We start from the raw sequence: 17163 nt of genomic DNA, 5'->3' as shown, positions 1-17163 counted from the left end.
CAGCAACGGCGTAAGCCGTTGCTGATTTTTGCGTATGCCTACAACTCGATATCGCCCAGATGAATATTCGATGACAAAGGTTCGGTCCCGACCTTCGGTACCTGCCTTAGTCATATAAGCGACACCAGCCTGCGACAGGCTGGCGTGGCAGCCCACTGTGCAACAGACAAGGAAGGGTAGTGATGCTCCGCTGCAAACCTCCGGCAAGACTCAATGCTCAAGCGCGTCATGGCGATTTATCGATATGGGTGCTCAAGCCTGTGGCCCAGGCGATTGCCCTGTTGCTGGTGGCCGGCAGCGCCCAGGCGCAGACTGCATTCAGTTCCGGCTGGTTTGCCGATAAGGGCGCCGCCCAGGCCGCGAGTGCCGGTCAGCCGGGTGTGCAGTTACCGGGCATGCCACCGCCGTTGGCGCAACAGCAGCAGGCCAATCAGCAGTTGCAGCGGTCATTGGCGAACTTCAATAATAGTGTCGCCGCCATTGCTGCACAGCAGGCGGCACAAGCAGCCGGGCGTCAAGTCGCGCTGGCTCGGTTACCAACGGTGCCGGACGGCTTGGGCGAGGGCGGCCTGAAGGTCGACACCGGCTTGACCCAGGGCTGGCTCAATGCCAAGGCGCCGGTGCAAACCCAGGCCGATGGCAAGACCACCGTTACCATCACCCAGACCGCCGACAAGGCCATTCTCAATTGGGAAACCTTCAACGTCGGGCGCAATACCACTGTCGATTTCGCCCAGCAATCGAACTGGGCCGTGCTCAACCGCATCAACGATCCCCAGGCCCGACCGAGCCAGATACAGGGCCAGATACAGGGCAATGGCACGGTTATGCTGGTCAACCGCAACGGGGTGATCTTCAGCGGCACCAGTCAGGTCAACGTGCGTAACCTGGTGGCCGCCGCCGCAAACATCAGCGACGCCCAGTTCAACAAGGGGCTGTATGTCGACAGCACCGGCACACAACCGACCTTTACCGATGCCGTAGGGCAGATCCAAGTCGAGCGTGGGGCGCTGATCCAGACCTTGAATCCCGCCACATCCACCGACTCGGGCGGTTATGCCTTGTTGCTGGGCAGCGAAGTGATCAACGATGGTCGTCTGAGTACCGCCAACGGCCAGGTCACCCTGGCGGCGGGCGACAACTTCTATATCCGACAGGGGCAGTCCACCACCGGCAACCCACGTTCGACCACCCGAGGCAACGAAGTGGTCAGCACCCTGAACAGCGGCAGCGGCGCCGGCACCGTGATCAACAGCGGCTTGATCACCGCATCCACCGGCGACATCACCCTGACCGGCCACCAGATACTGCAAAACGGTGTCATCGCCAGCAGCACCTCGACCAACACCCGGGGCACGGTGCATTTGCTCAACTCGGCGGGCGACAATACCGGCAGTATCACCCTGGGGGCGGGCAGCACCACCACGATCCTGCTCGATGCCAGCACAACCGGGCTGGACAGTCAGCGCGCCGCCGCACTGGCCGCTCTCAACGGCACTCCAGGCAATCTGATCGCTGGAAAATTCGATAACCTGAGTCGTGTGGTCGACCGTATCGAGCAGTCGCGGATCGAGATCGTCAGCGGCGGTACCGTGGACTTCCAGAGCGGTTCGCTGACCCTCGCCAGCGGTGGCCAGGTCGCGGTCAGCGCCGGACAACGCAGCCTGGTACGCGATGGTTCGATCATCGATGTGTCCGGTGCGGTCGGGGTCAAGGTGGCGATGGAGGCCAACTCGATCAAGGTCAACGTGCAGGGCAACGAGCTACGTGACGCATCGGGCAACCGTGATGCGGGCAAACTGAGCAGCAGCGATGTCTGGGTCGATGTGCGTGATCTGGTCTACGTACCGGCCGGCACCAACGGTTACCCCACGGCACGCTGGTACACCGCCGGCGGCTTGTTGGAAGTCAGCGGTTACCTGGGCACGCAGGGGCATGGCGTCGGTGAGTGGATGGCCCAGGGCGGCACCCTGACATTTACCGGCAAGGACGTGGTCACCCAGCAGGGCGCCCAGATCAATCTGTCCGGCGGCACCCTGGATGTGCAGAGCGGCTATATCAAACAGACCTGGCTGATGGGGAGCGACGGGCGTCTGTATGAACTCTCCAGTGCGCCAGGCGACCTGCTTTACACTGGGATTTACAAGGGTTATGCCGACACAAGCGTGCGCTGGGGCCAGACCGACTATTACTACAATCCGTTGATCGCCCCACGCCAGCGTTACGAGCTGGGTTACACCGTGGGCCGCGACGCCGGCAACCTGGTGATCTCGACTAGCAGCGCGGTACTTGAAGGCCAGGTGATCGGCGACGTGTATCGCGGGCCGCAACAGAACCAGGCCGCGAGCCCGACCCTCGACGGTTATCAGCAATCGCAGGCGGCAGTGGCTCGTCGCGCGCAATTGATCGCCGGCACCTACACACCGATCTACGACCCGATAGCGGGCGTGGTCAATTACAACCTCGGCGCCAGCCTGAATCAGGTCAACTTCGCGGCCAGCCCGAGCGCCGTCGCCGTGGGCGTGGACCTTGGCTCAGTGGTCCCGGCAAGCCGACAGGGCACGCTGGTGCTGGACACCAACCTGCTCAACGGTTTTCAACTGGGCGCAATCAAGGTCGCCGCCAAACAACAGATCGAGGTGGATAGCAACCTGAGCGTTGCCAATGGCGGCACCATCACCCTTTATGGCCCGCAGGTCACGGTGAATGCCGACCTGACGGCCCGTGGCGGTACGCTGCAACTGGGCAACGTATTGAATCAGATCGACCCCAACCAGTCATTCAAACTGCAGGATACGGTGATTACGCCGCCCAGCGGTTCACAGCCCGGCATCAACGTGGCCGGGGGTGTGACACTCAGTACAGCGGGTCTGTGGACCAATCAATTGTTGGCACCGTCTGATAATCAGAACCTGCCCTATGTCAACGCGGGTCAGGTGTCCCTGCGCAGTAGCGGTGATGTGATCTTGCAGCTGGGAAGCCTGATCGATGTGTCGTCTGGCGCGGCGTTGTTGGCCAATGGCAAGACCCTAGGCGGCAGGGGCGGCAGCCTGACCCTGGCCGCCAATGCCGGCGGTATCGGTGTGGGCGGGCAGTTGAACCTGGGCGGCGATATTCGTGCCGTGGGCGTCAACGGCGGTGGCACCTTGACCCTGCAAAGCAGCCAAGTGCTGATCGGTACGCCGACAACACCGGTAAGTGGCGCCCTCGAACTGGACGCCGGCTTCTTCAAGCAAGGTTTCTCTGCTTACGACATCACGGGCAACGAGGGGCTGACCGTCGCCGACGGTACCCAGGTGGACGTGACCCAGCCGGTCTATCGCCTGGGCGACAATGCCACCACCGTGGCTTCTGGCAGCGACCCGGTGCAGGCGCTGCAAGTCTGGACACCTGGCCTCTATCAGCAGGATCCGCTCAGGGGCGTGCTGACTCAACGGCGCGGCGCCAGCTTGAGTCTGAAGGCCGGATCGCTTAATCCCACGGATGCACAGCGGGCGACCACGGTACTGACCGTGGACAGTGGCGCGGTGATCAGTGTCGATCCGGGTCAGGCCATCAGTTTGGGCAGCATCGGCCAATTGACCGTGAACGGCACGCTGAATGCCTGGGGCGGGACAGTCAGCCTCAACAACATCGGCGCCGTGGATCCCAAGATGCCCGTGAACGGCACGGGTAACAGCCGCTCCATCTTGCTCGGCGATAAGGCGGTGATCGATGTCGCGGCAAGGGCTGTGACCGCAGTGGACATGCGCGGCCAGCTTTACGGCCAGGTCGCCGGCGGTGGCTCCATTGTCATTGGCGGTGGCGCAATCGATTCGGTAGCTGGTACGGCCTCGGCCGCCGATCTTTTTATCGTGGTGAGCAAAGGGGCACACCTGGATGCCTCGGGGACCCAGGCCAGCCTGGATATCGCCGGTCAGGGCCGCACGCTGGTGACCAGCAATGGCGGTAGCATTTCCATGGGGTCCAACAATGGCCTCTATCTAATGGGTAGCTTCGCCGCCCGCGCCGGTGGTGAGGGCGCGGCAGGTGGCAGTTTGTCGGTGGCGTTGCAGACGCCGCTGTACTCGACCCAAGGCGACTCGCCGGCGACTGACCGGGTGATGCAAGTTCGAGAGATGGTGTTGCAACAAACCGCTGACACCGCTCCGGCACTGGACCTCAATGCCCTGACCTACGGTCATGGGCAATTGGCCGCCGATCAGGTCCAGGCCGGTGGGTTTGGCAATCTGGCGGTCTACAGTAACGGTTTGCTGTCTTTCAATGGCAACTTGAACCTCAGTCTAAGCCAAAGCTTGCAGCTCTATGCGGGCGCCTTCGGTGTGTCGCAAAATGTGCCGGACACCATCCATATCAATGTCTGCGCACCTTCCTTGCTGCTGGCTGGTGCCAGCCCTCCGCTTCTCAGCACGACCTATGTTTCCCCCATATCGACTGCGTCTCCTTTCAGTTCGTTGTTGCCTAGTCAGGCCGAGTTTTCTGCCGGGGGGGCAGTGATCGATGTGCGCAACAATGTGGTGTTCGGATCCAAGGGCGCCTTTACCAATGTAAATGGCAGCCAGACCTCGGTCGAGCGACGCGGTTTCGACCAGGTGAATCTGACCAGCCAGGGTGACTTGCGCTTTCTGGCGGGCGTACCAAACGGCATTGGCTCCAGCAATCCAACGACGCAACTGATTACGGCTGGCGATTTGCATTTGAACGCCGCGCAGTTGTATCCGGAAACGGGCAGTGTCGCGGCGGTGACCGCGGGGGTAGGGGATACGCTGGGCAGGCGCCTCCTGACCATCGGTCGCACCACCCAGGCCATTCCCCAACTGCCGTATTCGGCGTTTGGCAGCCTGACCCTGCTCGCACCGACTATCGAGCAGGGCGGCGTGGTGCGCGCGCCGTTGGGGCTGATTCAGCTTGGCAATGGCAGTACCAAGCTCGTGGGGTTGCTGCCCGACAGTCTGACTTCCGTCAGCGGTAACGGCCTGATCATGCCTTACGGCGGCACCTCGGACGGCCAGACTTATCTGTACAACGGCCAGAAAGTCACTTTATACGGTCAGACCGGCTTGAATAACGGTCGTGGGATCGGCGTGATCATGGGCGGTCAGTCTATCGTGGTATCGGCCGGCGCCACCTTGGACCTCTCCGGTGGCGGCGACCTGCTTGGCGCCGGATTCGTTTCCGGCCGTGGTGGCTCCACCGACGCGCGCTACAACCCGCTAGTGCAAGTCAATCCCACCGGTACCTTCACCTTGCCGGGCCTGGCGACCAACCCGGTGTATGCCATTGTGCCAGGCGTGCAGCAGGTCTATGCGCCATCGGCAGGCAAATCTGGCGCCCAAGACCCGGTACTCGGCCAGCAAATCACCATTGGCGCCGGGGTACCGGGGTTGGCGCCGGGTACCTATACGCTGTTGCCTTCCACCTATGCACTGCTGCCCGGCGCTTTCCGGGTCGAATTGAACGGTCTGGCGGGTGTCGGTATGGGCGGCGGCGCTCTGGCCATGCGCAACGGTTCCTGGAGCACCGCCGGGCAACTGTCGATCGCCAATACCGGTATACGTAACAGCGTTGCCAGCCAGGTTATCCTGACATCGGCCAACGTATTGCGCACCTATTCGCAATACAACGAAACCAGCTATGACCAGTTTGCTATCGCCGATGCCGCCAGATTGGGCGTACCGCGCCCGATGATCGAAGCCGATGCGAAAAGCCTGCAACTGAACCTGGTGCCAGGCGCAACCGGCAGCGCCTTTTCGTTCGACGGCATCGGTCGCTTCGGGGCCGCGCAAGGCGGTCATGCAGGGACGGTCGGCGTGATCAGTAATGGCGCGATCGAGGTGGTATCCGCAGGAGCGCCGGCTTCGGCAGCCTTTGTCGGTGTCACGGTAGATGATCGCAGCCTGAATGCCCTGGGCGCCGCGAGCCTGATGATTGGCGGCATGCCGACCATTGCCTATGGACAGGGAGGAAATTACATCGGTTTGGGCTCCAACCTCAGCAGCAGCGTGGTGTTGCGTAGCGGCGCGAAACTGGCGGCTCCAGAGGTGCTGTTGGTGTCCAGCGGCGGAGCAATCACGGTCGAGCAGGGCGCCTCGATCAACACTCTCGGTATGGGGCCTACGGCCTATGATGCCAGCCAGGGTTATATCTACAACCTGACGACCCCGGCCAGCCCCCCCAGCCCCACCCGTTACAATTTCCTCGGGATTTCCAATGGCTTGCTCCAGGTTCTGGCACCTTCGTTGCCAGGTGACGCGGGCATCCATGTCGGAGTCTGCAACTCGGCACCTTGTACGGGCCAGACCGAGCTGTATTCCTCGGGCTCTATCGTCGTGGGTACGGGCAATGACTTCGTGCTAGCTGATAACGTTCGTTATGGCACCAGCCACCTGACCCTGGCCCTGAGTGCGATCAACCTCGGTAGCGACCAGGCCCTGGCCGATGCCGCCAGCCATAACTTGTTACCGGCTGGCCTGAGCTTGAACCAGAGCGTGCTGACGCGCTTGCTCAAGGGCGATACCCAATACGGTGCTCCGGCCCTGGAAACCCTTGAACTGGCTGCTCACGACAGCGTGAATGTGTATGGCAGCACGACTCTCGATACCTATGACCTGTTGACTGGCAAATCGCTGCTGAGCCATCTGATCCTCAGTACCCCGGCCATCTACGGCGCCGGCGGTGCCGCTGATGTGGCGACCATCCACACCGCCGACCTGATCTGGAACGGCGCGGCCAACCCGGCCGGCAATGTGGTCGCTGGAGGTGCCGGCACTGGTAGCGGACGGCTTAAACTGCAGACCGAAACCCTGGAGTTCGGCTACGGCCCGTACGCCCAGCCCAATTCGATCGCCAGCCTGGACCGACTGCTCCTTGGCTTTTCACAGGTCGATATCAGCGCCAGCCAACGGGTGACCGCCAACCACAAGGGCAGTCTGTCGGTGTACCAGAGCCAGGGCGCTTATCAGGCGGGCTCGGGCTTTGCCTACAGTGGTGGCAATCTGAATGTCTCCACCCCCTTGCTGACGGGCGAAGCCGGCTCGGTGAACACCATCACCGTCGGTGGCGCGCTCAATGTCACGGCACTGTCCGGCACCCAGACCCGCACCGGAGGCCAAGGCGCAAAACTTTCGTTGAACGCCAACAGTTTGGCCCTGGACACCGCCGTGGTGTTGTCCAGTGGTCAATTGAACCTGAGTGCCACGCAAGACCTGACACTGGGCGATGGCGCGCAGATCAATATGGCCGGCCGTGCGATCAAATTCAACGATGTGACGCAATACAGCTGGGGTGGTGACGTCACCCTGAAAAGTACCACGGGTAATATTTACCAAGCTGTGGGGTCACGTATCGATCTGTCGGCGCTGAACAACCGGGCCGGTCAATTCACCGCCCAGGCCGTGGACCCGACCGAAGGGCTGGTGGACCTGCAGGGCAGCATCCTGGGTAGCAGCAGTGGCTCCTACGATGCCGGCGGCACTTACCTGCCTTACCTGGGCGGTTTTGCCAATATCCAGGCTCAGCGTCTGGGGGCCAGCGGTGCCGAAGACGCCTCATTCGCCGCCCTCAACCAACGCCTGAACGCAGGGCAGGTCTATGGCGCCCGTACCTTCCAGATCAAACAGGGCAACCTGACCATCGGCAACGACCTCAAGGCCAACACCCTTGTGGTTTCACTGGATAACGGCAGCCTGCTGGTCAACGGCAAGGTCGATGCCAGCGGCGTACAGGTGGGCAGTATCAACCTGTCGGCCAGCCAGGGCCTGACCCTGGCCGGTGGTGCGATGCTGGATGCCCACGGCAGCGGTCTGCAAGTCGACAGCCAAGGCAAGATCATCGACTCGCCAAACCGCGCGATGGTCGAGCTGAACTCCGGTCAGGGCCTGTTGACCTTGGCCAGTGGCGCCACCATCGATCTACGGGCCGGCACTGGCGTAGCGTTGGGTAGCGGGCCGGGCCAGAACGATGGCCGAGCGCGCGGCACCCTGGAGCTCGATGCGCCTCGTCTGGGCGGGGTCTCGGCCGGCGATATCGCCATCGATGCCAGCGGCAACCTGGCGATTCGCGGGGCTCGCTCCATCGCGGTCAATGGCACTTGGCAGTACAGCGATGCGCCGTTGGGCACCGATCCTGCGGCCAGTGGCCGGCCTTACCAGGTGATTACCCAGGCTTACCTGGATGCGATCAACCTGCAAAGCGGCGCGTTCGTCGATGCGGCGCTGCTTAACGGCAACCTGCTGCAGAACAAACTCGCGGGTTTGTATAACGCCACCTATGGCGATGTCCTGCACCTGCGTCCTGGGGTGGAGATCGTCAGTGCCACGCCAAATGGCGACCTGGTGGTTCAGGGCGATGTCGACCTGTCCGGTTATCGCTACGCCAGCCTCAACCCTTTCACCCAGAAAACAGGGGTGTACGGCTCTGGTGAAGTGGGCAAGCTGGCCTTGCGTGCTGGCGGTGACCTGAATGTCTACGGCAGTATCACCGACGGCTTTGCGCCGCCACCGAAGACCGATGACGACACAGGCTGGCTGTTGTTGTCCGGGATCGACTTCTCGGGTGGCAATATCGTGGTGCCCGGAGCGGGTGTGACCCTGGCCGATGGCACTCGTTTCCCGGCCGGCTCGACCCTGAACTACGATGTGCCACTTAGGGCCGTGACCCTGGTATCGGGCACACGTCTGCCTGTCAGCGCTACGTTGGACCAGCCACTGTTACTACCTGCCGGCACCGTGCTGGCCGCCGCCGTGCACGACAGCAACGGCAACCTGCTGTTCGCCGCCGGTACGCTGTTGACCCAGGCCCAAAGCCTGTCTGCCGGCACGCAGCTGGATGCTGGCACGCTGTTGAGCACCGATACGGCGCTACGCGCATTCAGTTGGCCCAAGGGCGTGGCGCTGCCAAGCATCGCCGGTAGCTCCCAGCTGTCAACCAATGTACTCGCACTCAATGGTGATCTGGCCCTGGCCCGTGGCGCGTTGATCCCGTCGGGGACCAATGTGCTGCTGCCGGGCGGGGTGGACTCGGTGCAACTGCGCCCTGAAGTAAGTGGGCGCCAGGGCGAGCTTTGGGGCATCGCGCCAATGCTCGCCGAGGGTTCCCAGTCATGGTCATTGCGCTTGGTGGCAGGCGCGGACACCACTGCGGCGGACAATCGTGTTGTGCAAGTCAGTCCTGTCCATGGCGATATGCACCTAGCCGACAGCCATTATGGGATGTATCGCGTTGGGGCTCCGGTCTACACCGCACAAGGATCTCTTGATGCTTGGGGTGACCTCAGCATGGTTGGCCAACCTGTTGATTTCGTTGCCATAAACTGGCCAACGTTCTGCACTGATATTCCCGGGGATTGCGGAATAGATCCAAATGGACCTTACACAGTCAAGGCGGGTAGCTCGCGCTTCAGTGTCATCCGCACGGGGGCCGCCGATCTTGAACTGGTGTCCGGCGGCAATCTGAGCATGGATTCGTTGTTTGGTGTCTACACAGCGGGCACGTCCTCCAGCGTGACTTCGGTCAATGACCCTTATAACCAGCCTAGGGCTCCGGGTCCTGATGGGACCGTACTCAGTAATGGCGTCGACAACCTGGTAAACGGTGGCAGCGATAGTGTGTATCGCGCTTGGTATCCCGAGGGCGGCGGTAACCTGACGCTTAAGGTCGGCGGTGATTTGAGCGGAAATATTGTCTTGCCCACCATTAATGGGATAACCAAGCCCAATGGTGATACCGACCATGATTCGGCGAATACCTCCAACTGGCTCTGGCGCCAGGGCAGCGGCAATGTCAATACAGGAGGCTCACCACAGCCGACTGCATGGTGGATAAATTTCGGTACCTACGCCGCATCGCTGAGCGCTCCTCCCGGTGCCGATCAGATGCTCGGTTTCACCGGGTTCGGTACCCTCGGCGGCGGCAACCTGAACGTGCAGGTCACCGGCAGTGCGGGGGTATTGGAAAGCTTGTCCGGTCATGCCATCGGCGCCGACAGTGTCAACCCGCGCACCCAGGGGCTGGTATTGGCCGTGGGTAGCACGGGACGAGTCGCCGCCGACGGCAGTGTGCAGGTGACCGGGGGCGGCAACCTGACCTTGCGGGTGGGCGGGGATCTGAACCCAGCAGTGACTGTCGCCGTCGACAATCAGGCCGCCGATGATCAGAACGGGGTAGTCACCAATTTGCGCGGTCACGCCGTATTGGGTAGCACCACCGTTGGCGCGTTGACACTCTTGTATGGCGGTAACGACAGACAGCAAGCGCCGGGAGAAGCCCGTGGCTACACCGCCTTCACTTCAACGCGAAGCCTTGCGGGCGGGGGCCTGACGCTGGTACCGGGAGACGCGACCTTTGACCTGTCGACGTTGGGCGATCTGGTCGTACAAACGGTCAGCGACCCAGGGCGCGTCGCTGCGCTGAATGCGTCGTCTTACCTGGCCAGCGATGGCAGCCATGGCAATGGCCTGAGCTGGTTCTCGCTGTGGACCGACCACACGGCCATCAACCTGTTTTCAGCAGGCGGCAATCTGACGCCACTGTTCCAGGGAGCGTTGTCCGACAATGCTTTGATCTATCCTTCTATCCTGAATGCCATTGCCGCAAACGGCAGTCTTTATTACGGTGACGCGGCCAACAGCAACTCTGCTGCTGCCGTTGCCGCCGCGCTGACCCTGGCGCCCTCGGCCAAAGGGCAATTGCAGCTCCTGGCCGCCAATTCAATCTACGGTGGTAATCTGACCATCAGCCAATCCAGCGCCAACCCTGAGGCGTTGGCCACGCCTGAGCGGCCTGCATTCGTGGCAATGTCCAACGGTATTCAAATTAATGGCAGTAGCAATCTATCGGCGGACGCTAACAGACCCTTCATCAGTGGCAGCGTCGGTCCTCTGTTCGCTTTCGGCCCCGATAGCGCTTCCGGACAGTGGAACACAGATGCCGAGCCTGCACGCTTCTATGCGCTGACCGGAGATCTGATCGGGGTAAGAAGTGGTCGTACCGTTACCTATACCAATCAGGTCGACTCTCGTAACGGTCAAACCTGGTATGAAGGGGGCGGGCCGGTCTGGATGCAGGCGGGGCGAGATATTGTCAGCAGTGGCAGTTCCCCTGCTGGGGAAGCACAACAACCTTTCAATGGTGACTACTTGACTGTAGGCAACCTCTTCATCCAGAACAACCCCACCGATATCTCCCTGGTCTCAGCCGGTCGCGACATCCTCTACAGCAACTTCAATGTCGCCGGTCCCGGCACCCTGGTGGTCAGTGCGGGTCGCAATATCTTGATGGCGGACAAGACCAGTATCACCAGCCTCGGCGCCGTAGTATCCGGCGATTCCCGCCCAGGCGCCAGTATCGTCATGCAGGCCGGCGTCGGCCCCAACGGCCCTGACTACCAGGCCTTTATCGCCCCCTACCTGGACCCGTCGAACCAGGCCCAGGCCGGAGCGCCGCTGGTCAGCCAACCGGGGAAGGTGGCCAAGACCTACGACACTGAACTGGTGGCCTGGCTCGGCGAGCATTATGGCTTCACCGGCAGCGTCGACGAGGCACGGGCCTATTACGCCGCGCTACCGACCCAGCAGCAGGACATCTTTGCTCGTACCGTCTACTTCACCGAACTCAAGGCCGCCGGCCGCGAGTACAACCTGGTCGGCGGTGTCCGCCAGGGCAGCTACCTGCGCGGTCGCGACGCGGTTGCCGCGCTGTTCCCGGAGAAAGACGTCGCCGGTAATCCGATCCTGTACACCGGGGCTATCACTCTCTACGGCCCGTCCGGCGTGCACACCAACTTCGGCGGTGATATCCAGATGCTTGCCCCCGGTGGTGGCCTGGTATTCGGTATCGAAGGCGCCGCACCGCCGTCCACGGCGGGGATCATCACCCAGGGCCAGGGCGATATCCAACTCTTTGCCCAGGACAGCATCCTGCTGGGCCAGAGCCGGGTCATGACTACTTTCGGCGGTTCGATCACCGCCTGGTCGGCCGAAGGCGATATCAACGCCGGTCGCGGTTCCAAGACCACCGTGGTCTACACACCGCCCAAGCGGGTCTATGACTCGTGGGGCAACGTGAGCCTGTCGCCGGCGGTGCCAAGCACCGGCGCCGGTATTGCCACGCTGAACCCGATTCCGGAGGTCCTGCCTGGGGATATCGACCTGATCGCGCCGCTGGGCACCATCGATGCGGGGGAGGCGGGCATCCGGGTCTCGGGTAACGTCAATATCGCCGCCTTGCAGGTGGTGAACGCGGCGAATATCCAGGTGCAGGGCAAGTCTTCGGGCGTGCCGGTGGTGGCATCGGTCAACACCGGGGCGATCACTTCGGCCAGCGCGGCGGCAACGTCAGCGGCCCAGGCCGCCGACAACGTCTCACGCCAGCAGCAGGCCAGCGCGCGACAAAACCAGCCGTCGGTGTTCAGCGTGCAGGTCCTGAGCTTCGGCCAGGAACGTCTGGAGCCTTCGCGTGACGGCGCCAGCCGCGGCACGCCGAACTACAACCCCGACAGCCCGGTGCAAGTGCTGGGTGCTGGGCCGTTGAGCGAGCAGGCCAGGGCTCGGCTGACCGAGGAGGAGCGGGGCAACCTGACCTTGTAATCAGCGGATGTTTCTCCTCAGGGGCGGCCGTAATGGCCGCCTTTTTTTTTACCCGCGAAATCCTTCCTTGTGGGGGGCGGCTGCCTGCGATGGGGCCAGCGAGCCTTGCATCGCCTGATCGGCCGCCATCGCCAGCAAGCTGGCTCCTACAGGTCGGTGGTTCACCGCGCATTGTCGCTGTTGTCACGCCCCTTGTAGGCGCTGGCTTGCCAGCGATGAGGCTATTGAGCCTTGCAGCGCTCATCCGGGCGCCATCGCCAGCAAGCTGGCTCCTACAGCGCACGTCGCGGAATGAAGCTTTTATGACAAAAGTTCGGTAGCACAAGGCCAGCCCGGTCATGGATATGTGAAGCGGTCAAGGGCACGCAAGGGGACATGTCCCCACGCCCATGGCAAGGCTGGGAGAGAGGCGAGGAGAACTATGGAACGTTACTCGAAAGTGGGCATGCAGGAACTGGATCAGCGTTTGTCGAAGATCGTCGAGGCGGCCCGCAAGAAGCCCGTCTCGGTCTATCGCTACGGCGCGCCCTGGGTCTGGATTGTGTCCCAGGACGATTGGCAGGGCGCTTTGAAGGAAGTCTCCAGCTACATCCCGCCCGGCCATTCGCTGGTGTTGCTGCGTCCGCAGATCGATGACCTGCTCGACGACGATCGCGAATTCCTGCGCTCGCTGAATACCGACTCCGGCATGCAGATCGCACCCCAGACCGTCATGCATATCCTCTTGCTGCAACTGCTCTATTCAGTACCTAGCGAGCAGCAACTCTACGAGCAGCTCAATTACAACCTGCTGTTCCGCTGGTTCGTCGGCCTCGATCTGAACCAGAAGGTCTGGAGCTTCAGCGTGCTGAGCAAGGACATCGCCACGCTGCTGGACCACCCGCAGGCAGTACTGCTGATCCAGAAAATCATCGGTGAAGTGTTCTGCGGCGCCTTGCTACAGATGCCGGAGTTCTCCCTGAATTTCGCCCAGTTGCATACCTGGCTGGCCCGGCACCCGTCGATCTCGACCGTGAACAACTAAAAGCGTCCGGGTTCTGACCCGGGCCTGTGCGGCCTCGACTGCGTTCGAGGCCATTTTGAATCAAGGGGGCGGTGTGGAGCATTTGTTCTTCAAAAGAGCGCGACCGAGGTTGGCCGGGCACTGGCTGCCGCTATGCGGCGGGCTGGTCCTGGCAGCGCTGGGGCGCCCGCTGCTGGCCGATGACGCGCCGACCAAGTGGGTCGACGTCAACGAATACGTTGTGCGTGGCAACACCGTGCTGCAGGCGCGGGATATCGAGGAAGCGGTGTACCCGTTCCTCGGTCCGCAAAAGGCCCTGAGCGATATCGAGGGTGCCCGTGAGGCCTTGCAGAAAAGCTACCAGGCCAAGGGTTACCAGTCGGTTTACGTCGAGTTGCCGGAGCAGAAGGTCGAGGCCGGCGTCGTTTACCTGCAGGTCAGCGAAACCAAGGTTGGTCGGGTCCGTGTGGTCGGTGCCCAGCACTATTCGCCGGTGCAGATCCGTGACGATGTCCCGGCCCTGAAGGAAGGCGATGTGCCGAACTTCGCCCATGTCCAGAGTGAACTGGCGGCACTGAACAAGAGCCCGGGCCGCCAGGTCATGCCGCTGGTCCGTGAAGGCCAGCGTCCGGGGACCATGGACGTCGACCTGCAAGTCGACGACAAGAATCCCTGGCACGGTAGCGTCGGCCTGAACAACGACCACAGCGCCGACACCAAGGACCTGCGTGCCGTCACCTCGATCGGCTACGACAACCTCTGGCAGTTGGGCCACAGCATCTCCCTGACCTATTTTACCGCACCCGAGGACCAGAGCAACGCCAAGGTCTGGTCCGGCTCCTACAGCGCACCGCTGAACGAGCGCTGGGCCGTGCAGTTTTCCGGTTACCAGTCCGACAGTAACGTCGCCACCATCGGCGGCAGCAATGTGCTGGGCAAGGGCCACTCTTATGGCGTCTCGGCCATCTACACCGTACCAGGGGGCGGTATCTGGTCCAACTCGCTGTCGTTGGGAGTGGACTTCAAGGACTTCGAAGAGCAGCTCAAGCTCGGCGGCAGCAGCGACACGGTGCCGATCAAGTACGCGCCGCTGACCTTCGGCTACAACGGCTACCGCTACACCGAGAAATCCCAGCTGGGCCTGGGCCTGAGCCTGGTGGTTGGCACCCGGGCGTTTTTCGGCTACGGCAGCAACGACCAGGAATTCGACAGCAAGCGCTATCGCGCCAGCCCCAGTTTTGCCCTGCTCAAGGGTGACCTGAGTTACACCCAGGACATTTTCGGTGAGTGGCAGAGCGCGTCCAAGACCTCGTTCCAACTGGCCTCCGGCCCACTGATTTCCAACGAGCAGATGTCCGCTGGCGGCGCCACCTCGGTACGCGGCTACCTGGCCGCCGAAAGCACCGGCGATCAGGGTGTGCTGTTTTCCCAGGAGCTGCGCACGCCGTCCCTGGCCAAGTACCTGGGCAGCTATGTCCAGGAGTGGCGTTTGTATGCCTTCGCCGAGGGCGCCCAGTTGTACCTGCGCGAGCCGCTGCCTGAACAGAAGGCCGACTACAGCCTGGCCAGTGTCGGTCTCGGCACTCGGGCCAGCCTGAGCAAGTGGCTGTCCGGCAGCCTCGACTGGGGCTATCCGCTGGTCAATGGACCGAACACGCAGAAACAGGACTCGCGCTTGCACTTCAGCCTGCAAGCGACTTTCTGAACCTTATTACGGAGCAATTTTCATGCAGCGCCTGATGATATCCCTGTTGATCTGCCTGGGCCTCGTGCTCCCGGCGACCGCCAATGCCTGGTGGCAGGACGACTGGCACTACCGCAAGCAGATTACCGTCGACACCACCGCGCAAGGCGCGGCGATCAATGACGCCCCCGGTCGCAGCAGCCTGCTGGTACGGCTGCACACCGGCAACTTCAGCTTCGACGGGGTCAGGGAGGACGGCTCGGACCTGCGCTTCGTCGCGGCGGACGACAAGACCCTGCTCAACTACCAGATCGAAAGCTTCGATCCGCTGATGGGCATGGCGCTGATCTGGGTCGATGTGCCCAAGGTCGAAGGTGCCCAGCGCCAGGACCTGTGGATGTACTACGGCAATGCGAAGGCGCCGGCGGTGAGCAACGGCCAACTGGCGTTCGACCCCAACTACACCGCGGTCTATCACTTCGATGGCGTAGCGGGTACGCCGCCCAAGGACGCCACGGCTTTTGCCAACAATGCCCAGAATGCCACCGGCAGTCGTATCGACGGCGTGGTCGGCGCGGCCTTGCAGTTGGGCGGTCAGGCCTTATCGCTGCCGGCCAGCCCGTCGCTGCAATACAGTGCCGGCGGCGCGCTGACCCTGAGCGCCTGGGTGCGCTTGGACCAGGCCACGGGCGAGCAGTCGCTGCTGACCCGACGCGAAGGCGGCCATGCCTTTGTACTCGGCGTCAGCCAGGGCACGCCGTTCGTGGAGGTCAATGGTCAGCGCGGGGTTTCGACCCAGGCGCTGAACCCGGGGCAATGGCAACACCTGGCCGTGACCGTGCAGGGCAGTAAGGTGACGCTGTTCGTCAACGGTCGCGAAACCGCAAGCCTGGCCCAGGAAGTCCCGGCGTTCAACTCGCCGATCGCCGTGGGCGCCGAGCTGCCGGTTGCGGTCGCAGAGCCAGCGGCTCCGGCCGTGGCGCTTTACCAGCCGTTCCAGGGCGCTATCGACGAACTGCGCCTGTCCAAGGTCGTGCGTCCCGCCGCCGCACTGCTGGCCGATGCCATGTCCCAGGGCGCCGAATCGAAGCTGGTGGTCTACGGCGCCGACGAAGAGCAGTCCGGCTTCGGCTTCGGCAGCCTGGGTTTCCTGCTCAAGGCGGTGCCGGCGGACGCCTGGGTGATCATCGCCATCCTGGTGCTGATGATGGTCCAGTCGTGGTTCATCATGATCCGCAAGAACAGCGCCCTGGGCCGCGTCAGCCGGGCCAACGAAATCTTCCGCGAACAGTTCGCCCAAATCGGCACGCGCCTGGAAATGTTCGCCGACGACCAGGACCTGGCCCGACGCCTGGAGCATTCCTCGCTGTGGCGCCTGTACCTGGTGGCGGTCAAGGAAATCCGCACCCGGCGTGCCCAGGGGGCCGACACCTCGTCGGTCTCGGCGGCGACCATCGAAGCCATCCGTTGCTCCATGGACGGCGTGCGTACCCGGGAAAACCAGCAACTGAGTTCGAAGCTCTCGACCCTGTCCAACGCCATCGCCGGCGGCCCGTATATCGGCCTGCTCGGCACCGTGCTGGGGATCATGGTGGTGTTCCTCGGCACCGCCATGGCCGGTGACGTCAATATCAACGCCATTGCCCCCGGTATGGCGGCGGCCTTGCTGGCCACGGCCATGGGCCTGTTCGTCGCGATCCCGGCGCTGTTCGGCTACAACCGCCTGATTACCCGCAACAAGGAAGTCAGCGCCGACATGCGGGTGTTCGTCGACGAGTTCATCACCCGCCTGGCCGAAATGCACGGTGAAAGCCAATCCCACGAAAACGCCCCGCGCCGTGGCCAGCATGCCGATCCACACACCACGTCGATTCCGGCCTGAGGGGAACAGC

At 62.6% G+C, this 17163-nt stretch carries 4 protein-coding genes; all 4 read left to right on the top strand.

Features of this window, described 5'->3' with window-relative positions; translation table 11 throughout:
- The first annotated feature begins 182 nt into the window (after window positions 1-182).
- Window positions 183-12584, top strand: a complete 12402-nt coding sequence (locus AC07T0_RS09330) for a filamentous hemagglutinin family protein (RefSeq protein ID WP_495000889.1) — start codon at window positions 183-185, stop codon at window positions 12582-12584.
- Window positions 12585-13005: 421 nt separating this feature from the next.
- Entirely contained in the window at window positions 13006-13608 is a 603-nt protein-coding gene (locus tag AC07T0_RS09325) for a transposase (RefSeq protein WP_495000888.1), read from the top strand.
- 73 nt (window positions 13609-13681) lie between these two features.
- Window positions 13682-15292 carry a ShlB/FhaC/HecB family hemolysin secretion/activation protein gene (locus tag AC07T0_RS09320; protein WP_495000887.1) on the top strand — a complete coding sequence of 537 codons (1611 nt, stop codon included), beginning with the start codon at window positions 13682-13684 and terminating at the stop codon, window positions 15290-15292.
- Between the two features lie 22 nt (window positions 15293-15314).
- The gene (locus AC07T0_RS09315; protein ID WP_495000886.1) at window positions 15315-17153 is read left to right on the top strand and encodes a DUF2341 domain-containing protein; all 1839 of its coding nucleotides are present in this window, start codon (window positions 15315-15317) and stop codon (window positions 17151-17153) included.
- Window positions 17154-17163: the final 10 nt, after the last annotated feature.

The organism is Pseudomonas sp. GW821-FHT04D07, from assembly GCF_059420225.1.
The sequence above is the reverse complement of the archived record's forward strand: the minus strand, read 5'-3'. Positions and strand labels throughout refer to the sequence as shown.

Bases quoted from the DNA above. Each gene is read 5' to 3' on its own strand.
- AC07T0_RS09330 (WP_495000889.1), top strand. From the start codon at position 183: ATGCTCCGCTGCAAACCTCCGGCAAGACTCAATGCTCAAGCGCGTCAT.
- AC07T0_RS09325 (WP_495000888.1), top strand. From the start codon at position 13,006: ATGGAACGTTACTCGAAAGTGGGCATGCAGGAACTGGATCAGCGTTTG.
- AC07T0_RS09315 (WP_495000886.1), top strand. From the start codon at position 15,315: ATGCAGCGCCTGATGATATCCCTGTTGATCTGCCTGGGCCTCGTGCTC.